26 protein-coding genes are annotated in these 23,048 nt (G+C 71.1%); 18 read left to right on the forward strand and 8 right to left on the reverse strand.

Annotated elements, in window-relative coordinates:
• Positions 1-942, reverse strand: coding sequence for a Tle-like phospholipase domain-containing protein (locus tag G3M57_RS18670; protein WP_163232255.1), 942 nt, complete (start codon positions 940-942; stop codon positions 1-3).
• A gap of 163 nt (positions 943-1,105) precedes the next feature.
• Between G3M57_RS18670 and G3M57_RS18675 the strand changes: the two genes are divergently transcribed.
• The 3 genes from G3M57_RS18675 to G3M57_RS18685 all read left to right on the forward strand — a co-directional run bounded on the left by G3M57_RS18675 (position 1,106) and on the right by G3M57_RS18685 (position 4,174).
• The gene (locus G3M57_RS18675; protein ID WP_163232257.1) at positions 1,106-2,851 is read left to right on the forward strand and encodes a LysM peptidoglycan-binding domain-containing protein; all 1,746 of its coding nucleotides are present in this window, start codon (positions 1,106-1,108) and stop codon (positions 2,849-2,851) included.
• Positions 2,852-3,053: 202 nt separating this feature from the next.
• Complete coding sequence (locus G3M57_RS18680) at positions 3,054-3,659, forward strand: hypothetical protein (RefSeq protein WP_163232259.1); 606 nt, start codon at positions 3,054-3,056, stop codon at positions 3,657-3,659.
• A complete protein-coding gene (locus tag G3M57_RS18685; RefSeq protein WP_056756630.1) occupies positions 3,656-4,174 on the forward strand; it encodes a hypothetical protein in 519 nt (172 codons plus the stop codon). The genes G3M57_RS18680 and G3M57_RS18685 overlap by 4 nt, the downstream gene beginning before the upstream one ends.
• Before the next feature lie 237 nt (positions 4,175-4,411).
• Here the strand turns inward: G3M57_RS18685 and G3M57_RS18690 are convergent, their stop codons facing one another.
• The 5 genes from G3M57_RS18690 to sctU form a co-directional block, all read right to left on the reverse strand.
• Entirely contained in the window at positions 4,412-4,909 is a 498-nt protein-coding gene (locus G3M57_RS18690; protein ID WP_163232261.1) for a hypothetical protein, read from the reverse strand.
• Between the two features lie 73 nt (positions 4,910-4,982).
• Positions 4,983-5,741 carry a DUF6683 family protein gene (locus G3M57_RS18695; RefSeq protein ID WP_056756640.1) on the reverse strand — a complete coding sequence of 253 codons (759 nt, stop codon included), beginning with the start codon at positions 5,739-5,741 and terminating at the stop codon, positions 4,983-4,985.
• 102 nt (positions 5,742-5,843) lie between these two features.
• A complete protein-coding gene (locus G3M57_RS18700) occupies positions 5,844-6,482 on the reverse strand; it encodes a hypothetical protein (protein ID WP_056756643.1) in 639 nt (212 codons plus the stop codon).
• A 95-nt stretch (positions 6,483-6,577) separates the two neighbouring features.
• Positions 6,578-6,958, reverse strand: coding sequence for a FliO/MopB family protein (locus tag G3M57_RS18705; RefSeq protein ID WP_163232263.1), 381 nt, complete (start codon positions 6,956-6,958; stop codon positions 6,578-6,580).
• Positions 6,955-8,127: a type III secretion system export apparatus subunit SctU gene (gene sctU, locus G3M57_RS18710; RefSeq protein ID WP_163232264.1), complete on the reverse strand. Its 1,173-nt coding sequence runs from the start codon at positions 8,125-8,127 to the stop codon at positions 6,955-6,957. Before sctU ends, G3M57_RS18705 begins: the two co-directional genes overlap by 4 nt.
• 511 nt (positions 8,128-8,638) lie before the next feature.
• Here sctU and G3M57_RS18715 point away from each other — a divergent pair.
• The 12 genes from G3M57_RS18715 to G3M57_RS18770 are packed head-to-tail and all read left to right on the forward strand — an operon-like array spanning position 8,639 to position 19,314.
• Positions 8,639-9,091: a lytic transglycosylase domain-containing protein gene (locus G3M57_RS18715; RefSeq protein ID WP_208789624.1), complete on the forward strand. Its 453-nt coding sequence runs from the start codon at positions 8,639-8,641 to the stop codon at positions 9,089-9,091.
• Positions 9,092-9,112: 21 nt separating this feature from the next.
• Positions 9,113-11,122 carry a flagellar biosynthesis protein FlhA gene (locus G3M57_RS18720; RefSeq protein ID WP_163232265.1) on the forward strand — a complete coding sequence of 670 codons (2,010 nt, stop codon included), beginning with the start codon at positions 9,113-9,115 and terminating at the stop codon, positions 11,120-11,122.
• A 13-nt stretch (positions 11,123-11,135) separates the two neighbouring features.
• Positions 11,136-13,043 carry a type III secretion system outer membrane ring subunit SctC gene (sctC, locus tag G3M57_RS18725; protein ID WP_163232266.1) on the forward strand — a complete coding sequence of 636 codons (1,908 nt, stop codon included), beginning with the start codon at positions 11,136-11,138 and terminating at the stop codon, positions 13,041-13,043.
• 5 nt (positions 13,044-13,048) lie between these two features.
• On the forward strand, positions 13,049-14,191 hold the full coding sequence (locus tag G3M57_RS18730) for a SctD/MshK family protein (protein WP_163232267.1): 1,143 nt from the start codon (positions 13,049-13,051) through the stop codon (positions 14,189-14,191).
• Positions 14,192-14,215: 24 nt separating this feature from the next.
• Positions 14,216-14,521, forward strand: a complete 306-nt coding sequence (locus tag G3M57_RS18735) for a hypothetical protein (RefSeq protein ID WP_035071105.1) — start codon at positions 14,216-14,218, stop codon at positions 14,519-14,521.
• Between the two features lie 25 nt (positions 14,522-14,546).
• Entirely contained in the window at positions 14,547-14,942 is a 396-nt protein-coding gene (locus tag G3M57_RS18740; RefSeq protein ID WP_056756661.1) for a hypothetical protein, read from the forward strand.
• A 9-nt stretch (positions 14,943-14,951) separates the two neighbouring features.
• On the forward strand, positions 14,952-15,692 hold the full coding sequence (gene sctJ, locus G3M57_RS18745; RefSeq protein WP_056756664.1) for a type III secretion system inner membrane ring lipoprotein SctJ: 741 nt from the start codon (positions 14,952-14,954) through the stop codon (positions 15,690-15,692).
• Positions 15,689-16,279, forward strand: a complete 591-nt coding sequence (locus tag G3M57_RS18750) for a hypothetical protein (protein WP_163232268.1) — start codon at positions 15,689-15,691, stop codon at positions 16,277-16,279. The genes sctJ and G3M57_RS18750 overlap by 4 nt, the downstream gene beginning before the upstream one ends.
• On the forward strand, positions 16,276-16,872 hold the full coding sequence (locus G3M57_RS18755) for a FliH/SctL family protein (protein WP_163232269.1): 597 nt from the start codon (positions 16,276-16,278) through the stop codon (positions 16,870-16,872). Before G3M57_RS18750 ends, G3M57_RS18755 begins: the two co-directional genes overlap by 4 nt.
• Complete coding sequence (locus G3M57_RS18760) at positions 16,869-18,182, forward strand: FliI/YscN family ATPase (protein ID WP_163232270.1); 1,314 nt, start codon at positions 16,869-16,871, stop codon at positions 18,180-18,182. Before G3M57_RS18755 ends, G3M57_RS18760 begins: the two co-directional genes overlap by 4 nt.
• The gene (locus G3M57_RS18765; protein WP_163232272.1) at positions 18,179-18,658 is read left to right on the forward strand and encodes a hypothetical protein; all 480 of its coding nucleotides are present in this window, start codon (positions 18,179-18,181) and stop codon (positions 18,656-18,658) included. Before G3M57_RS18760 ends, G3M57_RS18765 begins: the two co-directional genes overlap by 4 nt.
• Positions 18,655-19,314 (forward strand): hypothetical protein, encoded by a 660-nt coding sequence (locus tag G3M57_RS18770; RefSeq protein WP_163232273.1) that lies wholly within the window; start codon positions 18,655-18,657, stop codon positions 19,312-19,314. Before G3M57_RS18765 ends, G3M57_RS18770 begins: the two co-directional genes overlap by 4 nt.
• A 5-nt stretch (positions 19,315-19,319) precedes the next feature.
• On the opposite strand, the gene G3M57_RS18775 is transcribed toward G3M57_RS18770, so the two are convergent.
• Positions 19,320-19,979, reverse strand: a complete 660-nt coding sequence (locus G3M57_RS18775) for a hypothetical protein (RefSeq protein WP_163232275.1) — start codon at positions 19,977-19,979, stop codon at positions 19,320-19,322.
• A gap of 18 nt (positions 19,980-19,997) precedes the next feature.
• Entirely contained in the window at positions 19,998-20,228 is a 231-nt protein-coding gene (locus G3M57_RS18780) for a hypothetical protein (RefSeq protein WP_056756688.1), read from the reverse strand.
• Positions 20,229-20,320: 92 nt separating this feature from the next.
• Between G3M57_RS18780 and G3M57_RS18785 the strand changes: the two genes are divergently transcribed.
• From G3M57_RS18785 to G3M57_RS18795, 3 genes are read left to right on the forward strand one after another with little or no spacing between them, the layout of a single operon-like run.
• A complete protein-coding gene (locus G3M57_RS18785; RefSeq protein WP_163232277.1) occupies positions 20,321-21,397 on the forward strand; it encodes a sensor histidine kinase in 1,077 nt (358 codons plus the stop codon).
• Complete coding sequence (locus G3M57_RS18790; RefSeq protein WP_163232279.1) at positions 21,394-22,050, forward strand: response regulator transcription factor; 657 nt, start codon at positions 21,394-21,396, stop codon at positions 22,048-22,050. Before G3M57_RS18785 ends, G3M57_RS18790 begins: the two co-directional genes overlap by 4 nt.
• Complete coding sequence (locus G3M57_RS18795) at positions 22,047-23,042, forward strand: FliM/FliN family flagellar motor switch protein (protein WP_163232281.1); 996 nt, start codon at positions 22,047-22,049, stop codon at positions 23,040-23,042. Before G3M57_RS18790 ends, G3M57_RS18795 begins: the two co-directional genes overlap by 4 nt.
• Positions 23,043-23,048 lie beyond the last annotated feature (6 nt).

Here is a 23,048-nt window from a genome sequence, read left to right on the forward strand (position 1 = left end):
CTAGTGGACCGCCGCGCGATAGGCCGCGTCAAGGCTGGAGATCAGCCAGGCGCGGCCATGCAGGTCGCCCAGCGAGGCGTCGCCGCCCGACTGCCCCTCCGGCCCGACCGGCCGCAGCTGATGGCGGTCGCCGTAGGCGGCCGGCGCGTCCGCCAGCAGCGCGCCAAGGATCCCGCCGCCCAGGCCGCCGAACAGTCCGCCCAGCCCCGCGCCGATCCAGCGGTCGCCGCCGTCCTGAACCCGGCTCAGCGGGTCCCCGTCCAGATAGTAGGCGTCGACGTGCGGAGCGGCCGCGCCGTTCGCCCGCGCCGCCACCAAGGTGTCGTCGCTGAGGCCGGCGGCGTTGAAGGTGTCGGCTTCCAGGCCGGACGCCACCGCGGCGGCCGAGGCCAGGCCGCCGCCCAGGGAGTGGCCGGTCAAGGTGACGTCTTCGCCGGCCGTACGCAGGCGCTCGCCGATGACCAGGGCCTTGTCGTAGTGGCCGGAGTCCAGGCCCAGCCCCTGCTGGAAATTGTTGCGCCAGTCCTCGGCGGTGGCCGAGCCCCGGAAGGCGACCACATAGCCGCCGTCCGCATTGGCGTAGACCCGGGCCCGGAAGCTGGAGCCGGGCTCCTCAAGGTCGGTGGCGTCCAGGCCCAGCCGCGCCAGGTCGTCCTCGCCCGCCACATGCCAGCCGGCCGGTGGATTGGGCGTGTCGTTGTAGACGTCGTCGGCCAGGGCCAGGTGGACCTTGGCCCGGGCCAGCTCCTCGGCCTGGCCGCCGGCGCTCGCCGCCACTGTGGCGTCAGCAGCCTGGACCCGGGCCGCCGGCGCGACGCTGACCGGCGCTCGGGCGGTCGGCGCCGCCCAGTCGGCGGCGACGGACGCGTCGACGGAGGTCGCGGCGACCTGCGACTCTCGCGCCGCGCCGATCGCCGTCGTTGATCCGCTCTCGATGCGCATGACGCCTCCTTGGACCGGCAGGGGCTATGGGACGGTCAGATGCTGAAGGCCGGAACGTCGAACGCCTAGCTAGGGTCTTCCCTAGGCTAGGGTCTTCCCTAGTTATGCGGCGCGGTCGCGGGGCGTAGCGTTCGGGACGGTTGTCCGTGCGAGGAGCGTCCCCATGACCAGCGTGTCCCTGAACACCCAGGCCTCAGCGGCCGGCGGCGGGCGCTCCGGAGCCTCGGGGGACGAGCACCTGGTCAAGCCGGGCGAGACCCTGTCGGGCATCGCGGCGGAGCGCGGCGTGTCGCTGGACGCCCTGATCCGCGCCAACCCGCAGATCGTCAATCCCAACCTGATCCGCCCCGGCCAGGTCCTCGCCCTTCCAGCCGGCGGCGGCGAGCCCCGCTCGTATCGCGTGGCCGACGGCGACACCCTGTCGAAGATCGGCGAGACGCTCGGCGTCTCCTGGCAGGCGATCGCCCAGGCCAACCACCTGGCCAATCCGAACCTGATCCATGTGGGCCAGGAACTGCGCGTCCCGGGCGGCGGCGCGGCCCCCGTGCGGACGGAGACGACGGCCGCCTCTCCCGCCACCTTCGTCCAGACCCAGGCCGCAAACCGCCCCACGGGCGTCCTGCCCTCGACGGCGGGCCTCAGCGCCAGCCAGACGTACGAACTCTACGCCGGCTACGTGAACGCCTACGGCAGCGCGGAAGCCAAGGCCGACCTGGCCGCCGGCCGGCAAGTGATCCTGGGCCTGCGCACCGAAACGGCCGTCAACGCCAACGGCGGCAAGGGCGCTTATGACGACCGCGTCGTGGTGCTGCAGGCGAACGCGTCCGGCGGGACGGTGACGGAGTTCTCGGCCAATACCGAGCCCTCCGGCCAGTACGACGGCCGCTTCGGTTCGGATTTCAACGGCGACGGCCGTCTGGAGCTGGGCCGCATGGCCGAGGGCACGGTCAGCTTCCGGAAAAGCCGCAGCGACAGCCTGGGCGACGTGCTACGGCCGACGGGCCCGCTCGGCGTCGAACGCGACACCAACCACGACGGCCGGATCGACGCCAGCGACCCGCGAGGCAAGGGCCAGAGCACCGACAACTCGTTCCTGTTCCATGCCGGCGGGAACGTCAACACCGGCTCGGCCGGCTGCCAGACCCTGAAGCCTGGCGACTTCCGTACATTCTGGAACGGGCTGGGCGACCAGAAGACCTTCAACTACGTGCTGGTGGACGTCGACCGCCACGCAGCGCCCGGCGGCGCCACGCCCGTCCAGCCCGCGTCCAGGGACAACGTCCAGCTGGGCGCGTTGTCCGAGCGGTACGAGACCGGCGGGCGCGGCCCCGGCACGGTGTCGTCGGGCGCCGGCGACCCGGGCGGGGTGTCCTACGGCAGCTACCAGTTGGCCGGAAACCTGGGGCGGCCGCAGCAGTTCCTGGCCAACGAGGGCCGGGCGTGGGCGGCGGAGTTCGGCGCCGCCAGCCCGGGCTCGGCCAGCTTCACGGCGACCTGGAAGGCGATCGCGGCGCGCGAGCCCGAGGCGTTCAAGGCCGCCCAGCACGCCTACATCCAGCGCACCCATTACGACGTCCAGGTCGCGCATGTGCAGGCGGCCACGCGGCTGGATCTTGCGACCCGCTCGGCGGCCCTGAAGGACGTGGCCTGGTCGACCTCGGTGCAGCACGGGCCGGAGACCAACGCCATCGTCAAGGCGATGGCCAGGGTCGAGGCGCAGGGGGTCTCGCCGTCGGATGGCCAGGCCTATGACCGGGCGCTGATCAACGCGATCTATGACGAGCGCGGCAAGCGCGACGCCAGCGGCGGCCTGGCCTATTTCACCAGCTCTTCGGCCCAGGTCCAGGCTTCGGTCGCCGCCCGGTTCGGCGACGAGCGACGCGACGCCCTGGCCATGCTCGACCGATGAGCATCGCGTGAGAACCCCTGGGACCTCGCCGCGTTGTCGCGTCATGCCCCCTCGCCTGTTTCCCCTGCTTGTCCTTGCCCTGGCCCTGGCCGGTTGCGAGCGCCCGGCGGCGGCGGTCGCTTCCCCCCCGCCTGACGCCGCCGCCGGATCCGCTCCCCGGCAAGCGCCGAACGCCAAGGCTTTGCCCGCTGGAACCTACGCCATGCAGGGCGATCGGCGGGCGACCTTGACCCTCGCTCCGGCCGACGACGAATGGCGCGTCAGCCTCAAGGGCGGCGCCAGCGCAGCGGACGGCGCCGCAGCAGCGGCCGACTGCGAGATCGAAGCCCAGGGGCCGCTGAACGGCCAGACGATCGAGGCCAGGGTCGTACCGTTCGAAGGGACCGACCTGTCGGTCAGCGCCCAGGACCTGGCCGCGCGCCCCGCCGGCGTGAAGGTCCACCTTGGTCCGCAAGGCGCGATCGTCAGCACCGACTTCCAGGGTTGCGGCGTCGGCGCCGACCTTTCGGGCCGCTACGCCCGCGCCGGCGCCGCCCCCAAAGACGCCGCCGCCCTGCGGCCGGGCGCCGCGATCGCCGATCTCCGCGCCGCCTATCCGGACGCCCGGCTGGAGATCGTCGAGGGTTATCCCTGGGCGCGCTTCGCCATGCGGCAGGGCGGCCGCCCGACCGCGCTCCTGACCTTCGACGGCGAGAACGAGGAGCTGGCGGACGGGCGCAACAGCCTCCAGGCCATCGGCGCCGTGGTCGGCTGGGACGCGCTCAAACCGGCCGTGCGGGTCACCAAGGTGGAGGCGGCGACGTCATGATCCGTCCGGTCGAACGCACCGCCAGCGCCGAGTTCTCCACCGCCTCACCGTCGACGACGGCCGCGCGGGCCGGGGTGGCGCGGCTGGCGCTGGAGGCGATGGCCACCATCGCCGGCGCGGCTCTGGTCGATCCCCTGCGCGGCGGAGATCGCGCCGGCGCCCTGGCCCAAACCTGGTCCGAACACGGACAGAGCAGCATGGCCCAGGTCGGCGGCGACCTGCGCACCCTGGCCGCCCAGAGCGGCCAGACCGTGGCCGGCCGCCTGTCGGCCACCTCGCCCGTCGACGCGGGCCGGATCGAGCGCGTGCTGGCCGACTTCGCCCGCGAGTTGCGCGCCCAGGCGATCGACAGGCCGCACATGACGCCGGCGGCCCTGGTCGAGCCGCTGATGCGGGCCATCGCCGCCGGCCTGCAGCGCGAGCCCGCCCCCGGCGCCGCGCGCGCCGACGCCGTGGAGCAGTTCGTGCGGATCATCGACGGCGCGACCCAGGACCTGCGCGGCGGGGCTAGCTAGCCTTGACGAAGCCCTGGTTCGTCAGGCGCAGCCTTCGCAGGTCGACGCCCATTTCGTTACGGAACCGCGCGACCGCCGCATCCCCGAGCCGCTGTTGCATCACCCGGTCGTCTCGCTCCACGGCGTCGACATAGGCCGCCTGCTAGACCAGCAAGTTCAACATCAAGGTTTCGGCGAATTCCTGGCGGCCAGGCTCGTCCACGTGCGCGAAGGCCGGGACGACCAGCCTGATGGGCCTCAAGCCTTGGCCTCCGTCGCGGGCGAGGTCGCGTCGGTGCGGGTCAGATTCGCCAGGGCCGCGGCGGGTCGGTCCAGCTTGTCGTGGAAGGCCAGGGTGCGATCCATCTGGGCCTGGCCGCGCATTTCGGTCCACCACTGATCATGGATGGCGGCCTGGAAATTGCCGTTGGTCTTCTCCGAACGGGTCTCGATCGCGGGATCGGCGACGGTGTCCGCCGTGTCCTCGACCACCCCGACGGTGTCGTCGACCGCCCCGCCGACGCCCTCCAGCAGGCCGCCCAGGCCTTCAGCGAGCAGCGCCCCCTCGAGCGCGCCGCGCTGGGCGGGCGGCAGGGTCCGCAGCGCGGCGGCCGTCTGCGCGGGACCAGCCTCGGCGAAGGCCGCGCGATCCAGTTGGCCGCCTTGCTGGAAACGGTCAACGGCGTCGTCGAGACGGGTGTCGCGAACCGGGGCGGCGGCTGCGCGGCCTGGGCCGGACAGGTCTTGGACGATCATGGCGGTGGCCTCCTGGTCCCACCCTGCGCCGAACGGCTCGGCGCGGCTATTGGGGTTTTCCCCAGCGGGCGCTTCAGCGCGCGAAGCCGGCCGGGGTCAGCTTCAACTGGCGCAGGTCGATGTTCATCTCGCTACGGAATCGCGCCACCGCCGCGTCTGAAAGCCGCCGGCTCAGGCTCTTGTCGCCCTTGGCCGTGGCGTCCGAAAAGGCCGAGCCCTGGGCGACGAAATTGTACATGAAAACCTCCGCCATCTCCTGCTTGGCGTTGTCATCGAGACGCGCGAACTGCGGGTTGGAGCCGAGCGCTCTATAGACCTGGCCCCGGACAGCCTGGACCTGGGTGCGGTCGGTGAAGGGCACGTTGTTGGCGATCTGCCAGTTCTGCACCCAGTAGGCGGCCATCGCGTCGGCCACGTCGCCGCGGCGCAGGCCATCGACCGAGACGTGCTTTTCCCAGGCGCCCAGCAGGTCATTCTGCTGGACCGCTTGGCGCAGGCGAGGGCCGTTGGCGGGGTCGGTCTTGGCTACGAAGTCGGCGAACTGGCCCTTGACCCGGGTGGTGACTGCCGGCGAGGCGCGGTAGCGGGTGTTGACCGACACGGCCTGCCGCGACGCCGACAGCCCGGCGGCGGCGCTGGCGGAGCCGCGACGCGTGCTGGTCCCGCCGCCGCGCGCGGTGTTGCCCAGCACGTTGTTCATCTGGCCGACGGCCATCATGGACGAGCCGAAGTCGATGTACTGGCTGCCGATACTGGGGAAATCCTGTGCCGCGGCGGGAAGGCCCACGGCCAGCACAATGGCGCTGAGGGCGGGAACAAGGCAGCGTTTCATCCGGCTTTTCTCCAGTTTTTTCCAACCCTGACGTGCAATATTGACAACAAAACGACAGGCAGTCCAAGGACCGCCTGTCTTTCTGTACTGTGAAGCTTAAGCTTAACCCTTGCGGGCCAGGGCAGAGCCGGCTTCGCCGATGGACTTGATCGAGTTGTTCAGCGCCTGGCTGACCATGTTCATTTCCTGGCCCAAAGCCTGGATCTCGGCGGTCAGCTGGCCATACTTCGAGTCCTTGGAGTCCAGACCGCCCAGCTGATCGGTCTTGGCCTTCATCTGACCCATCTTGTTGTCCATGACCTTGCCCAGGGCCTTGGCCAGGGCGACCAGGAAGCTGTCGCCCTTGGTCGACTTGGCTTCGCCGCCGTCGCGGACCTGGTCGAGGATCGAACGGGTCCAGCTTTGGGCCACGTCCTCGGCGGTGCGCTGCAGGTCACCCTGCTGCTGCGGGTTCAGGTTGAAGGCGTCGCCCGCGTTCTGCACGGCCTCCGTCAGGCTCTGGGCCGCGCCGCCCGGATTGCCGCTGGCGGCCTGGAACACGCCTTGCGCCATGTCGATCACGCCTTGCGGCAGGCCCAGTTGCTGGCCGACCTGCTGGATCACCTGACTGGCGACCGAGCTGATGATCTGCTGGAAGATCGACTGGAAGGCCAGCGAGGTGCCGCCCGTCAGGGCCGCGAGGGCGACGGTGCTGAACAGGCTGCCGACGTTGAGACCGCCGCCGCTGAAGATACCGGACATGATTGGGACTCCGCGATGTGAATCTGGCGCCTTGGGTCTGCCTGGCGCTCATCGCCGTGACCTGGCGATAGAAGACAACCATTCCGCGCCGTCCGTCAGAAGTCGGGGCGTTCCCTAGCTAGGGTTTTCCCTATCAGCTGGCGCATCGCCATGGAGGGTTGGGCCGCGCGCCGACGGGCCAGCTCGGCGGCGGTCGCTTCGGCCGCCAGTTCCTCGGCCGTGCGGGTCCGGCGGTCCAGGACGGTGATCTGACCGGCCGTGACCCCCAGCAGGAACACCTCGTCGCGATAGGCCACCAGGGTCAGACGCTCGCGCTGGCCCACCGGCAGGGCGCGCAGGTAGCGGATCTGGTCGTCGCTGGGCACGCCGGCCTGCAGGCGCTTGAGCAGCTTGAGGGAGAAGAACGCCAGGCCCAGCACGATGGCCAGGGCGACGGCGACGGTCAGCAGTTCGAGCAGCGCGCTGGCGAGGTTCACGTAGGCTCCTGATCAGGCCGGAAGCCGCCCTCCGGCGGCGGCGGGAAGGTGGGGCCCGAAGCGGCGTCGTCCGGGCCGGAACGCGCCTCGCCGGGCGAAGGTTCAGTCGCCGCCTCCTCGCGCAGGCGGCGGGCCCAGAGGATGACCTCGGCGACGGCGGCGAACAGGTCCTGCGGGATGATGTCGTCGACGGCGACCTTGTCGCGCAGGGCTCTCGCCAGCTCGACATTGCGGATGATCGGCACGCCGCCGGCCTCGGCCGCCTCGCGCATGGCCTGGGCGATCAGCCCCTCGCCCTTGCCCAGCAGCACCGGCACGGCGTGTTCGGCCGGATCGTAGGCCAGGGCGCAGGCGATGTGGGTGGGATTGACCACCAGCACCGAGGCGTCGCGCGCCGCCTGCACCGCGTTCTGCTGCGCCCACTCCTGGTGCAGTTGGCGGCGATGGGCCTTCACGTGCGGGTCGCCCTCGGAATCCTTCATCTCCTGGCGGATGTCGCGCCGGCTCATCCGCATCTTCTTGGTGAACGAGAACTTCTGGTAGGCGAAGTCCAGCATCGACACGAACAGGAACACCCCCACCGTGCCGGCCAGGAGTTGGAACGTCAGTCCGCCATAGGCGGCCAGCGCGCCGTCGGCCTCGCCGGTCGGGACGGCCATCAGCTTGTCGAAGGCGGCCGCGGCGACGATCCAGGTCAGCACCACCAGCAGCAAGGTCTTGGCCAGCGACTTGACCACCTCGAACAGGTTGTCGGTGTTGAACATCCGCTTGAGCCCCTCGCCGGGGTTCATGTGCGACATCTTCGGGCTCATCTTTTCCAGCGTGAAGACCGGCCCGACCTGGGCGAACTCGGCCAGCATGCCGAAGATCGCGATGGGCAGCAGCAGCATCGCCGTGATGGACACGAAAGCCTTTCCCGCGGCGGCCCCGGCGATCGGCCAAGCTTCGGCGAATGGGCGGTCCATGACGGCGAAGATCTCGTCGAACAGCCCGCCCAGCCGGTCCAGCGTGACGCCGGCCACCATCAGCCCCAGCAGCAGCCAAGCCCCCAGGACCGCCGTCGAGGTGACGTCCTTGCTCTTGGGGACATCGCCTTTCTTGCGGGCGTCGGACAGCCGCTTGGGTGTCGGTTTTTCGGTCTTGTCACCGCCGTCATTCTTCTCAGCCATAGCGTGTGCTCACGAAGAAACGCCGGTCCTTGACCGTTGATCGGCCTATGAATTTGACGAGTTCATATCCAAATGGGGCAGAAAGATGACAACCTTAGCCATAGAAGATGGAAAGCTTAAGCTTGGATTATCTGGCCATTATATCAGTATACCGCGCTTAAAAATTGTCATGAATGCGCAGTTGACAGGTCAGACAGCCTAAAGTTAACCTTTAATTCGTTGGGAGAACAGACGGGGCGCTACACGAGGGGACCAATATATGCGCAAGTTCTGCGTAGCGCCGACTATTGCCTGTTTAATATTGATTTCATCAGGCCCAGCACTTGCTTATGAATGCGAGACCGCGGACGGGCTGAAATTCAGCTCGACCCAGGCGCTCAACGAGAAGTTTTCCTTGGCGCTGGCCGATTGCAGGGTTGAAACTCAACCAACGGCGGCATCCGAACAGCTCAGGCTCTATGATGCGCCCATCACGGCGACGGCCGTGATCTCTGCGGGCCGGATGGTGCCGATGCCGACCGTGGTCGCCTCGCGAGGGCTGGCCGGAACCGCGCTCTACGCCAGCCAGACCGCCGCGGTGGCCCGCGACTACGACATCGACCCGGACCTGCTGCGCGCCGTCATGCACGTGGAATCGCGAGGCAACGCCGCCGCGGTCTCGCCCAAGGGCGCGCGCGGCTTGATGCAGATCATGCCCGCCACCGCGCGGCGCTTCGGGGTCCGCGAGCCGCTGGTTGAGCTCAGCGACCCGATGATCAACATCCGCACCGGCGCCGCCTATCTGAAGAACCTGCAGCACCGCTTCGGCAACAATCTGGAGCTGGTGCTGGCGGCCTATAACGCCGGCGAGGGCGCGGTCATCAAGTACGGCCTGAAGACCCCGCCCTATCGCGAGACCCAAGGCTACGTAACCAGCGTCATGGGCCACTACCGCACCCTCGTCTCGGCGCGCGGCAGCCAGTAGGCGGGACGAAGGGCCGAAGCGATGAGCGTCGAATCCTACCTCAAGCGCCTGCAGCGCCGTCCCGACCAGGGCCTGGTCGCGCGGTTCAGCGACCTGTTCCTGGTCGCCGGCGTCGTGGCCATCGTCGGGTTGATGATCCTGCCCCTGCCGGCCCTGGCGCTGGACACCCTGGTGGCCGTCAACATCTGCTTTGGCGTGATGCTGCTGCTGGTGGCGATCTACATCTCGACCATCGTCGAGTTCTCGGTCTTTCCCAGCCTGCTGCTGATCACCACCCTGTATCGGCTGGCCCTGTCGATCGCCACCACGCGGATGATCCTGATCGAGGGCCACGCCGGGCACATCATCGACACCTTCGGCACCCTGGTGGCCGGCGGCAACCTGGTGGTCGGGCTGGTGGTGTTCCTGATCATCACCGTCGTGCAGTTCATCGTCATCGCCAAGGGCGCCGAACGGGTCGCCGAGGTGGCCGCCCGGTTCAGCCTGGACGCCATGCCCGGCAAGCAGCTGTCGATCGACAGCGACCTGCGCTCGGGCATGATCGACAAGGACGAGGCCAAGCGACGCCGCCGCGTCCTGGAGATGGAAAGCAAGCTGCACGGCAGCCTCGACGGGGCGATGAAGTTCGTGAAGGGCGACGCCATCGCCAGCATCATCATCGTGGTGATCAACCTGCTGGGCGGCCTGGCCATCGGCATGATCCAGCAGGGGCTGGAGTTCGGCGCGGCGATCCACAAGTACTCGATCCTGACCATCGGCGACGGCATGGTCACCCAGATCCCGGCCCTGCTGGGCGCCATGGCCGCCGGCCTGATCGTCACCCGCACCACCGACGAGGACAGCGACAGCCATCTGGGCGACGCCGTGCGCCGGCAGTTCGCGGCCAAGCCCCGCGTGTTCCTGGTGTCGGGCGGCATCTGCTGGCTGATGGCCCTGATCCCCGGCTTCCCGGCCCCGGTGTTCCTGCTGCTGGGAGGGGTGGGCCTGGTCACCGGCGCCCTGCTGGACGTCGACCTGCGATCCAGGCTGACCAAGCGGTTCCTACCGGGCCGCATCCTGGCCGACGAGACCAAGGCTCCGCCGGTCGCCGCCCAGACGCGAACCCTGGACGCCCAGCCCATCGTGCCCCTGCTGCTGGAACTGGACGGCGACGGCGTGCGCCGCCACGAGGGCGCGGTCCTGGCCCGGGCGCTGGAGGAGGTGCTCGAGAGCTTCGAGGTCCGGCTCGGCGTCGCCCTGCCCCGCGCCTCGTTCCACTACGGCGATCCCGCCGGTCCGGCCCGCTGGCGGCTGCTGGCCTTCGAGGCCCCGATCGGCGCGGGCCAGCTGGCGGACCCGTCGGATCTGGCCGCCCTGCAGGAGACCGTACGTCAGGCCCTGCGCCGCAACACTGGCCTGTTCGTCGGCATCCAGGAGGCCAGCACCCTGCTGAACCGGGCCGGCGCCGACTATCCCGAGGTGGTCAAGGAAGCCGCCCGCGCCCTGCCCCTGGCCCGCATCGCCGAGGTCCTGCGCCGCCTGGCCGAGGAAGAGGTCCCGCTGCGGAACCTGCGCGACATCCTGGAATCCCTGGCCGACGCCGGCCAGCGCGAGAAGGATCCGTTCGCCCTGACCGAGTTCGCGCGGGTCGCCCTGCGCCGCCAGATCAGCCACCGCTACGCGCCCGACGGCGCCCTGCGTGCGGTCGTGCTGGAGCCGCCGCTGGAACAGCACCTGCGCGAGGCCATCCGCACCGGCGGCGGCGCCCAGCAGCTGGCGCTGGATCCGGAGATGTCGCGCCGGATCACCGACGCCATCCTGGCCAAGGTGGACGACACCCAGGCGCCGGTCCTGCTGGCCGCCATCGACCTGCGCCGGCATGTGCGCAAGCTGATCGAGCCCGCCCGCTTCGACCTGGGCGTGCTGTCGTTTCACGAACTGCTGCCTACCCTGAAGCTCGAGATCGCCGGTCGCGTCGCCTTCCCGCGCGAGCCGCTGACCGTCGTGCCGAACGATCCTGAACCGCCCCAAACCGCGCCGGCGGCGGCCTGAACCTGGAGACGGAATGCGCCTACGACCGGACTACGCCACCGCTTCCCGCTGTTCCTGGCGAAAGACCTTGCTCGCCGCCGGCCTCGGCGCCGCCCTGCTGATGCCGCCGCTCGCCGCCGTCGCCGGTGAGGTTCCCCTGGGCGCGCGCACGGTGGACCTGACGGCGCGCGAACAGCCGATCAGCCAGTTCCTGCAGAACTTCTACAGCCAGGTCGGCGTGCCGGTGGTGATCTCGTCCTCGGTGGCTGGCACGATCAACGGCGTCTTCAAGGGTCCGGCCGCCAAGATCGACGCCGACGTCTCCAAGGCCTTCGACCTGGTGACCTATTACGACGGCGGCGCGGCCTATGTGTACACCGCCTCGCAGCTATCCAGCCGCAGCTTCCCGATCTCGGCGTCGGCGTCGCGGCGGGTGGACCGGGCGGCCCGGCAACTGGGCATGCTGGACAGCCGCAACACCCTGCGCGCCACCGGCGACATGCTGCTGGCGTCGGGCGCGCCGCGCTTCCTGCAGCAGATCGACGAGTTGGCCCGCGGCGGGGTCCAGGCCGAGGCGGCTTCGCCGACCCTGCAGTACCGGGTGTTCTACCTGCGCTACGGCTGGGCCGACGACGTGAACCTGACGGTGGGCTCCAAGCAGGTGACCATTCCCGGCGTCGCCTCGATCGTGCGGTCGCTGGTCAATTCCGATCCCAACGAACGCGCCGGGGCCAGCGCCCGCAGCGAGAACCTGGTCCCGGCCGCCGTCCAGGGCCTGCGCGGCCAGGGCCTGGCCACCCTGGGCACGCCCAATCCGGCGGGCCCGGGCTACGCCAACGACCAGGGCACGCTGGGCATGCCCCTGGCCAACGAGCAGACCGGCGTCTACTCGCCGCAGAACCCGGTCCGGATCCAGGCGGATTCGCGCCTCAACGCCGTCATCGTCCGCGACGTGGCCGAGCGGATGTCGGCCTATGAGGAACTGGTCCGCGCCCTCGACGTCGAGCCGCAGCTTCTGGAGATCGAGGCGGCGATCATCGACATCGACACCACCAAGGCCCGCGACCTGGGCGTGAACTGGCGGTTCGACGACGGCAACGGCGGCGTCCAGTTCGGCCGCGGCCCCAACGCCCCGGCCGGCCTGGAAGACAGCAACCTGGTCCGCGGCAATACCTCGCCCAAGTCGGCCGCCGGCCTAGTGGCCTCGACCATCATCGGCAACGGCGACTACTTCTCGGCGCGGCTCAACGCCCTGGAGACCGAGGGCGTGGCCCGGGTGGTCTCGCGTCCGCAGATTGTCACCCTGTCGAACGTCGAGGCGGTGTTCCAGAACACGCGCGACTTCTATGTCCGCCTGGCCGGCGAGCGCGACGTGGACCTGTTCAACGTCAGCAGCGGCACCACCCTGCGAGTCACGCCGCACGTCACGCGCGACAACAACCAGACCCGGATCCGCATGCTGGTCAGCATTGAGGACGGGGCCCTGACCAACGCCAGCGTCGACAACATCCCGGTGGTCAGGCGCTCGGCCTTGAACACCCAGGCCCTGATCGTCGAAGGCCAGAGCCTTCTGCTGGGCGGCATGACCGTACAGTCCGACACCAACGACTCCACCAAGATCCCCGTGCTGGGCAGCATTCCGGGCTTGGGGAACCTGTTCAAGGTGCAGTCGCGCAGCAGCGGCCGCGTCGAGCGGATGTTCCTGATCACGCCGCGCCTGGCCTCGATCGGCGCGGCGCGGTCCACCACCCAGGCGGGCCTGCGCTACGACGCCCCGGCCTCGGGCTTCGAGAACGCTCCCCTGCCTTCGGCCCCGCCCCTGCCCGTCGACCGCAAGAAGCCGCCCCGCGCGGCCAGGACCAGTCGCGCGACCCAGCCTCCCGCCCCACCGCCGACGCCGCCCGCCAGCGGCACGATGCAACCCATCCCCAACCCGAGTTAGGCGCCATGTTCGACACAGCCCTCGAAACCTCCTCGGAAACCCTCGTCCTCAAGGTGCTGGCCGGTCGCGTGCGGGGCGCCTCAGCTCCGCTCGGCGATGGCGAGCCGGTGGATCTTGGCCACGGCTTCGACGCCGACATCGTGCTGCGCGATCCCAGCGCCAAGGGGATCCGCGCGCGGCTGACGGCGCGAGAGGACGCCGCCGACCTGGAGATCCTGGAAGGCCGCGCCGAGATGCTCGGCCACGTCCTGGCCGCGCCATCCCGGGCCGTGCTGCCGTTCTACGTGCCGCTGCTGATCGGCGACAACGCCGTCGCCATCGGCCTGGAGGACAGTCCTCGCTGGGCCGAGGCCGAGCGGCTGCTGACCACCGCCCCGCCCAGCGCGGCCCACGAGGTCGCCGATGTCGACCACGATTATGGCGAGACGGTCGCCCGCCGGCTGTTCGACCGCGCCGTGGCTGTCGTGCGCGGCACGCCGCACCTGGTGCCTGGCCTGGTGTTCGGCGCCGCCCTGGCCTGCGTGACCTACGCCGCCGCCAACGCCCCGATCTGGGGCGGCCCGCACGCCAGCGCCAGTCAGGTCCATGCCCTGCTGCGCGAGGAAGGCTACGGCGCCCTGGCGGTCAAGCCGGGCGAAGGCGACAAGCTGGTGATCGCCGGGGTGCTGAACCGCGAGGCCGACAAGGACCGGCTGCGCCAGATCGTCGACGCCCGCGAGGTGCCGGCCCGTATCGAGGTGCAGACCAGCGAGTCCCTGGCCCAGAACGTCGAGGACGTGTTCATGGCCAACGGCCTTGCCGCCACCGCCCGGCCCAACGGCTTGGCGCGGGTGCAGGTGCAGGTCACCGGCCCCGCCGAAGAGGTCGCCAAGGTGGAGAAGGTGGCGCTGGCCGACGTCCGCGGCCTGCGCGGCCTGGACATCTCGCGCGTCGACGGCGGCGGCGACCGCTTCGGCAAGGTGTTCGACGAAGGTCCCGGCAAACGGGTGGTGTCGGTGGTCGGCGGCGACGCCGGCTACGTCGCGACCGCCGACGGCGCCCGCTACTTCGCCGGATCCATGCTGCCGACGGGCGACCGCATCGTCGCCGTCGAAAGCCAGGCGGTCACCGTCGAGAAGGGCGGCGCGCAAACCAAGCTGATGTTCTGAATCAACCCGAGAAGGAGAACGACCATGGCCGACGAAATCCAGGGGTTTGGCAACCTCTCCCTGGCCTCCACGCTCCAGGGCACGAACAACAAGAACCGTCCCGGCACCTGGTTCGAGGCCATGGCCCACGCCTGGGGTCAGACGCTTGACGCCCAGGCGGTCAAGATCACCGAACTGGCCGACCAGATCGGCCCTGGCGGCGAGGACAAGCCCTCGGTCATGGCCATGCTCACGGCCGAGAGCCTGCGCATGAACTTCATGGCCAATTCTGAATCCACCTCGGTCGACAGCGTCGGCCGGGCCCTCGAAACCATGGCCCGCAAGAACTAGCGGTCCTCCAGTCGAAAGAGACGTCATGTCCTTCGATCCCGTTTCGGCGGCGGCCCTGGTCGCCCCGCAGGAAGCCCAGGTCACCCAGGTCGGCTACGGCGCGACCATGACCGACGCGGTCCAGTTCCAGAACGCCCTGCACGTGGCCGGGGCCCAAGCCCCGTCGGGGCTTGGCGGCCCCGAAGCCCTGGCCCCGGCCATGAAGGGCATCTTCAACCAGCTGGAATTCGTCAACGGCCAGGCCTCGAACCTGGCGGCCCACGCCAAGGCGGCCGAGGCCAAGGGCGCGGCGATCACGCCCGGCGAGATGATCGGCCTGACCGTCCAGTGCCACGAGTTCATGTTCAACTGCCAGCTGACCTCGAACATCGCCAACCGCACGTCCGATGGCCTGCAGCAGCTGTTCCGGCAGCAAGCCTAGGAGGCGAACATGCGCAGGAGCCTCCTGGCCGTCCTGGCCGCCACATCCCTGCTCCTCTCGGCCTGCGCCGAGAAGGAGCTCTACGGCGACCTCTCCGAACGCGAGGCCAACGAGATGGTCGCCGTGCTGCAGAACGCCGGCGTCTCGGCCGCCAAGAGCACCAAGGACGGCAAGGTCTGGACTCTGAAGACCCGACCCGAGCAGTTCTCGTCCGCCGTGGCCGTGCTGCACGACCAGGGCTATCCCCGCGACAAGTTCGAGAGCCTGGGCGACGTGTTCAAGAAGGAGGGCTTCGTCTCCTCGCCGATGGAGCAGCGGGCCCGGCTGATGTACGGCCTCAGCCAGGAGCTGAGCCAGACCATCTCGTCGATCGATGGCGTGGTCCAGGCCCGGGTCCACATCGCCGTGCCCGAGGCCGATCCGCTGGCCGAGACCCAGAAACCGTCCTCGGCCTCGGTGTTCATCCGCCACAATCCTGACGTCGATCTGTCGGGGCAGGTGGGGTCGATCAAGGCGCTGGTCACCAATTCGATCGAGGGCCTGCCCTACGACAAGGTGACGGTGGTGATGTTCCCGGCCCGGCCGGTGATGACCCAGGCCCAGCCCTCGGCCGTCAAGTCCCTGACCGTGCCCGCCATCGCCGTGGTGCTGGCCGTGGGCGGGGTGGCCGCCTACCTGCTGACCCGCCGTCCGAAGAAGAAGCCCCGGCCCCGCCTGCGCGCGGTCGAGACCGAGAGGCCGGCGGCATGAGCGGCGGCGACGCTCGAGCCCGGATCGTCGCCCGGGCGCGCGTGCTCGACGCCGCCGGCGCGCCCGCCGGCCTTCCGGTCGACCTGAGCGTTCGGGCGAGGCGCCTGGCGCGCCGGCTGGCCGAGCGCGCGGGGCGCGGCTGCGCCCCCGCCGTGGATTTCGCCGACATCGCCGCCCTGCCCGACTGGGCGTCCTGGCCAACCGAGCGCCGCGACCTGTTCGTCCACCTGGCCGGCGCCATGGCTTGCGCCCCGGCTCTACGCCGCACGATCGACGGCCGCGTGCTGGCCCGCCTGGCGCGCCGACTGGGCGAGGCGACGCTGGACGCGGTGCTGGCCACGCCGGCCGGCCTGATCCCGCCCTCGCCCTGCGACACGGCCCTGGCCAGCGACGCCGGCCTGCGGGACCTGGGCGCGGCGGTGCTGCTCTCCGAACTCGCGGACCGCCCAGCCCTGTCGGTCCGCCTGGCCCACCTGCTGGACGCCCAGCCCTGGCCGTTGCCGGCCGCCGTCGGCCAGGCCGCCCTGCATGCGGCGCGCGGAAGTCTGCTGGCGCTCGAGGCCGGCGCCATGGAGGCCGCCGCATGAGCTATCTGCTGCTCGCCTCCGCCCCCTCCGCGGCCCTGCTGACCGACGACCCGATCCTGCGCCGCGAAGACGTCGCCCGTCTGACCCAGGCCGCCGAGATCGTCGCCAGTCTGGAAGACCACCGCCAAGCCGCCCGCGACGCCGCGGTCGCCGAGGGTTTCGCCCACGGTCGCACCGAGGGCGCCGCCAAGGCCGCTCGCGAGACCGCCGAGACGCTGGCCGGCGTGCACAACGCCTTGCAGGCCGAACGGGCTCGCCTGCGCGCCTCGTCCGCCGCCCTGGCCCTGGATATCGTCCGTCGCATCGCCGCCGGCCTCGCGCCCGAGGACGTGTTGGCCGCCCTGGCCGAGCAGGCCGCGCGCGACCTGCTGCCGGAAGAGCCGATCGGCGTCCGCGTCGCCCCCGAGGCGGTCGGCGCCGTCAGCCGTCGCCTGTGGCCGATCGGGGCGCGGATCGAGGTGCACGGCGACCCCGACCTGGCGGCCGGAGACTGCGTGCTCGACACCCCGTCGGGCCGCACCCACGCCGGGCTCGAAGTCCAGTTGAAGGCGCTGGAGTCGGTGTTCGCCGCCCGCGACGAGGCCGCCGCATGAACGCGCCCGACGCCATCCTGCACGACGCCCTGCGCCACGCCCGCACCGTCGAGCGACGCGGCCGGGTGGTCCAGGCTTTCGGCACCACGATCCGCGCCACGGGCCTGGACGCCCGCATCGGCCAGGAGTGCGAGATCGTCGACCGCGCCAGCGGCGGCCGCGTGAAGGCCCAGGTGGTCGGGTTCCAGGACGGCGCGGCCATCCTGACGCCCCTGACTCGACTGGAGGGCCTGTCGATCGACGCCGAGGTGCTGGCCGGCTCGCGCCGCAGCGAGATCGGGGTCGGCGACGGCCTGCTGGGCCGAGTGCTGGACGCCCATGGCGAGCCGCTGGACGGCCTGGGCCCGATCGCCGGTCCACTGCGCCCGCAGGCGGTCTATGGCGAGGCGCCCAATCCCCTGGCGCGCTCGCCGATCGACAGCGTGTTCGCCACCGGCGTGCGCAGCGTCGACACGATGCTGACCACCGGCGAGGGGCAAAGGGTCGGGGTGTTCGCCATGGCCGGCGGCGGCAAGTCGACCCTGCTGGGCATGTTCGCCCGTCACGCCCAGGCTGACGTCAACGTCATCGCCCTGATCGGCGAACGCGGGCGGGAGGTGCGCGAGTTCCTTGACGACTGCCTGGGTCCCGAGGGTCTGGCGCGCTCGGTGGTGATCGTCTCGACCTCCGATCGACCCGCCATGGAGCGGGTGCGCGCCGCCCATGTGGCCACCGCCATCGCCGAGGGCTTCCGGGCTCGGGGCCTGAAGGTCATGCTGCAGATGGACAGCGTCACCCGCTTCGCCCGCGCTCTGCGCGAGATCGGCCTGTCGGTGGGCGAGCCGGCGGTGCGCCGGGGCTTCCCGCCGTCGGTCTTCGCCGAACTGCCGCGCCTGTTCGAACGGGCGGGCGCGGCCGAGGGCGGCGCGATCACCGCCTTCTATACCGTGCTGGTCGAGGACGAGGACGGCGGCGACCCGGTCGGCGAGGAGGTCCGCTCGATCCTAGACGGCCACATCTACCTGTCGCGCAAGCTGGGCCAGGCCGGCCACTATCCGGCGATCGACATCGCCGCCAGCCTCAGCCGGGTCTTCCCGCGCGTGGCCTCGGCCGAGCACCAGGCCCAGGCCGCCAGTGTGCGCGGCTGGATGGCCAAGTACGCCGACATCGAGTTCCTGCTGCAGATCGGCGAGTACAAGGCCGGCGGCGATCCGCTGGCCGATGTCGCCATCGCCAGGCGGCCGGCGATCGAGGCGCTGCTGCGCCAGAGCCCGCACGAGCGCATCGCCCTGGCCGACGCCCTGGCGACCCTGGCCGAGACCGTCGCATGAACCCGCGCCGTCAGCTGGACATCCTGACTCCCGTCGTCCGGCTGCGTGAGCGGCGGGTCGAGGTCGCGCGCCTGGAAGCGGTCGCGGCCCGTGACGCCCTGGCGACCGCCGAGGCGGCCCTGGCCGTCCGCGACCGCGCCATCGCCGCCCACGACGCGGCCCTGGCCCGCCTGGACGCCTGGTTCGCTGAAGGCCTGTCCGGCTCCGCCGCCATGGTCGAGACCGCCCTGGCCCGCCGCGAGATGGTGGTCGAGGCCCGGGCTCGCGACCTGGATCTGCGCGAACAGGAAAGCGTCGCCGTCCACAAGGCGCGAGAGGACCTGGACGCCGCTCTGCGCGTGCTGGTGCGCGCCCAGGGCCGGTTCGAGGCGATGAGCGACCAGCGCGACCGCGCCCGCTCGGCGCTGCTGGCCCGGCGCGACGAGCGCCAGCAGCAGGAGATCGAGGAACTGCCTGCCCGGAGGGCCACGCGATGACCACCACCCGCGACGTCTCGACCGCCGAGCGCCCGACCACGCCCCAACCGCGACCGACCAGCGAGCCCGCCACGCCCTGGCGCGGCGGCGAGTTTCACGCCGCCTTGCAACAGGCGGCCGAGCGTCATGCGCCGCTGGCCCGTCAGCCGTCCCGCGCCGAACGCGAGGACGAGGATCGCACCGAGGACGGCGCCGACCTGGCCGCCCTGTTCGGTCCCGCCCACGACTTCAAGGGCGCCGATGTGGCCACGACCGACAAGGCCCCCGTCGACGGGGTGGGCACGCCCGGCGCGGCGGCCCATGGCGCGGCGGAGCCTGTCGTCATCCAGCTCCCGGCCGGGGCCACGAGCGCGGAGATCGAGGCTTTCGCCGCGGCCATGGAGAAGGCTTGGCTGGCGGCCGGGGGCAATGCGTCGAAGGGCGTGGCGATGGGCCTGGCCGATCGCGGCTCGCCGCTAACGGGCCTGGGCCTGGCGCGCGGCGCGGACGGGTCGCTGTCGCTGACCCTCGCCGCCCATCCCAACGCCACGCCCGAGGTGACCAAGGCGCTGGAGGCCCTGCGCAAGCGCCTGGAGGTGCGAGGCCTGACCCTGGCCGACCTGCAGGTCGAGGCGGACGATGGCGACTTCGAGCGCCTGATCCCGAAGGTGCGCTGATGGGCTCAGCGGAGCGGAAAACCCCAGCGCGCGACACCCTGGTCGGCCTCGGCCGCCCGGGCCACGGCGCGCGCCACTTCGGCGGGGGCGTCGCCGGAGGCCCAGCGTTCGGCCAGGGTCTCGATCAGGCGGCGGGTCTGGGCGTTGTGCAGTCCCTCGGTCGGGTCGCTGGCGTCGGTGCGCAGCTTGTCAACATAGAGCGCCGCGGCGCGGGGCGAGGCCGAGATCAGGTCGACCAGATAGGTCGCGGCCGTCTCGAAGGCCTCGCCGCCCAGGGCCTCGTCGCTGACGTCGCGCACCAGCCATACGCAGAGGAATTCCAGGGGCCCGACATTGCGGCTGTTGGTGCGCAGCGGGCCGCCCAGCCCCAATCCCGCAAAGCCGCCCGCGCCCCAAGCCGGCAGGCGGGTCGAGGGCAGGCGCGCGGTCATCAGGGCCTGGGCCAGGGCGTCGGCGACCAGGACCTTGACCTCGTGGTCGCCGAAATGGTCGACGGCGGCCAGCAGCTTGGCGAATCCGGGATACAGCGCCTCGCCCAGGTCCAGGCACACGCGCTCCAGCACGTCGACCCGGCCGTCGAGGGTGGGTTGCCCTTGCAGGCCCTCGACCAGGGCCTGGGCGGCGCCGAACCAGTCCGGCTCGGCCTTGAGGATGCGTTCGGCCATGACGCCGGGACGCTAGCCTCAGCCGAAGCCGTTGTCGCGGGTGTCGGTGAGCCGATCGCTGACCGCGCGGGCCGCACTGTCGAGATCACGATGGGCGGAGGACAGGCTCAGGGCGCCTTCCTGCCGCGAGAAGGCCGAGAAATCGCCGAACGCCTGGCCCTGACGGCCGGCGACGGACGGCGAGGCGCTGTCCAGGCCCCGGGCCCAGACGCCGGAGACGGCGTTGGCGTCGATGCGGATGGTGGACATGGCGGACTCCTTCGCACCCTGGATACGGCTGAGAACGCGCCGACGCCATTCGGGTTTTCCCTAGTGAGACCGCCTGTCGCAGGGGGCCGGTCATGAGGGCGCTGCGTCTGCATGCGCCGGACCTGGATCCGGCCGAGGCCGCCTTCGCCGCCCTGGACCTCGCGGTCGGGGCGTTCGAGGGCGCGCCGCCGCGCCTGGTCTGGCGCACCGACGCCTTCGCCCGGCTGATGCCGGGGGCCTCGCCCGGCGACATCGCGCCGCCCGCCCTGGACGCCGCGTTGGCGGCGGCCGAGCGCGGCGAGACCGGCTCCCTTCCGCTGGAGGGCGGCGAAGCGGTGCTGGAGGTCCGCCCGGGCCGCAGCGCCGACGGGCGGCTTTACCTGAAGCTCTCCGACGCCGCCGAGCGCCAGGAGGCCGAGGCGCGGCGGCTGGCCGATCGCGAGCGCCTGCTGTTGACCTCGCGGGTGATGTCGGTCGGCGAGATGGCGACCATGATCGCCCACGAGCTGAACCAGCCGATCGGCTCGATCGCCAACATCGTGCGCGGGCTGAAGGCGCGGCTGTCGCGCGACGCCCTGACCGTGGCCGACGGCGTCGAGGCCCTGGACAAGGCCGCCGACCAGGCGTTGTACGCCTCCGGCGTGATCCAGCGCATGCGCTCGTTCGTCGAGCAGCGCCAGCCGCAGGTCGAGCCCCTGGACCTGCCGCGCCTGGCCCGGGCCACCCTTGACCTGCTGGATTGGGAAATCGCCCGCGACCGCGTCTCGGCCCAGACGGTGTTCGACGACGACCTGCCGCCGGTGCTGGGCGACGCGGTGATGATCCAGCAGGTGCTGGTCAACCTGGCCCGCAACGGCCTGGACGCCATGCGAAGCGAGCCCCAGCCCCGCCGCCTGGCCATTGCCGGCCGTCGCCTGGAGGGCTCGACGCGGATGGTCGAGCTGACCGTGGCCGACAGCGGCCCCGGCGTATCGGAAGAGGCGGCCGGCCGGATGTTCTCGCCGTTCTTCTCGACCAAGCCCGGCGGCATGGGCGTGGGGCTGGGGATCTGCCGCTCGATCATCGAGCTGCATCGCGGTCGCCTCTGGCACACCCGCGAAGGTCAGGAATCGGGGGGAAGCGTGTTCCACATCGCGCTGCCGACGGCGCGCCAGGAGGATGAACCATGACTTCCGTCCAAGACGCCGCCGGTTCGCGTCCGGAGACGCCCCGCAGCCTCGGCGCGGTCTGCCTGGTCGACGACCACGGCGAGTTCCGCCAGTCGGCCGCCTGGTGGCTGGAAAGCCTGGGCTATGCGGTGACGACCTATGACGACCCGCAGGCCTTCCTCGACGCCGGCGACCCGCCGCCCGACGCCTGCCTGCTGTTCGACGTGCGCATGCCGACCATGTCCGGACTGGAGCTGCTGGACGCGGTCAAGGCGCGCGGCTGCGAGCGGCCGGTGATCTTCATGACCGGCCATGCCGACGTGCCGCTGGCGGTGGAGGCGATGAAGAAGGGCGCGATCACCTTCCTGGAGAAGCCCTTCCAGGAGGCGGCGCTGGAGGAGGCCCTGGGCCTGGCCTTCGCCCGGCTGCACCCCGCGACCACGCCGGGCCAGGACCTCTACGCCCGCCGGCTGGCCAGCCTGACCGAACGCGAGCGCGAGGTGATGGCCCTGGTCGTCGCCGGGCGGGTCAACAAGATCATCGCCTACGAGCTGGGCATCAGCCCCAAGACCGTCGAGCTGCACCGCTCGCGGATCATGGCCAAGATGGAGGCGGCCAGCCTGACCGAGCTGGTTCGCATGGCCATCACCGGCACGACGGACGGCGACGCATGACCGACGTGCTGGACGCCGAACCGATGGTTCTTGATCTGGAGCGCTTCGACTCCGCGCAGGTCGCCGCCCGCAACCGGGCCCTGGCGGTGATGTCCGCCCTCCCCGTCCCCGACCTGCGTGTCGGCGCAAGCCTGGTCGAGCCGCCGCCGGGTCCGTGGATACTGTTCGGATCGGAAGCCGAGGCGCCGCGCCTGGCGATCCTGGTCCTGGACGGCGCTCCGTTCGCGCCAGCGGACGACGCCGCCCTGCTGGTGGCGCTGGACCGCCTGGAGCCGGTGCTGGCGGCCATCGAGGCGGTGACGGGCCTTAGTCTCGACCCCACCGACATCTCCAGACGGCCTTCGGAGGCGGGAATCGCCATCGCCCTGGACGTCGCGCGGGAGGCCGAGACGGCGACGAGCCGCGTGGTCCTGCACATCCCCGCCGACGCGCCCGCCACTTGGCCGGCCCCGGCGATCGACCTTTCCAGCGACGGCGCCCACCTGGCCGTGCCGATCGCCGGGACACTGGTTCTGGACGCCGCCGTCGTCTCCGCCGCCCGTGTCGCCGCCTTGAGGGCCGGCGACATCGTGCTGGCCGGCTGGGGCCCTCGTCGAGCGGGCGACGCCCGCCTGACCCTGCCCGACCGCCGACTGATCGGACGCTTCGACCCCGCCGACCGCCGCTTCACCGTCATCACCCTGGAGGAGAGCGCCATGACCGCGCCACCCCTGGACGCCTTCGTCCAACCGGCCGAGGCCGCCGTTCCCGACACCTCCCCCGTCGCGCCCGCCGACCTGCCCGTGAGCCTCCGGGTGATGCTGGGCGAGGCCAGCCTGCCCCTGTCGGAGCTGACCGGCCTGCGCCCCGGCTCGACCGTGGTGCTGGGCGGCTCGGCCCGTGACGCCACGGCCGTGCTGCTGGCCGGCGACCACCCTATCGCCACCGGAAAACTGGTGGCCGTGGGCGAGGCCTACGGCGTGCTGATCGAACAGTTGGCGAAGGGAGCCTGACCCCGG

Origin of the sequence: Caulobacter rhizosphaerae, from assembly GCF_010977555.1 — a bacterium.
Lineage (GTDB): Bacteria > Pseudomonadota > Alphaproteobacteria > Caulobacterales > Caulobacteraceae > Caulobacter > Caulobacter rhizosphaerae.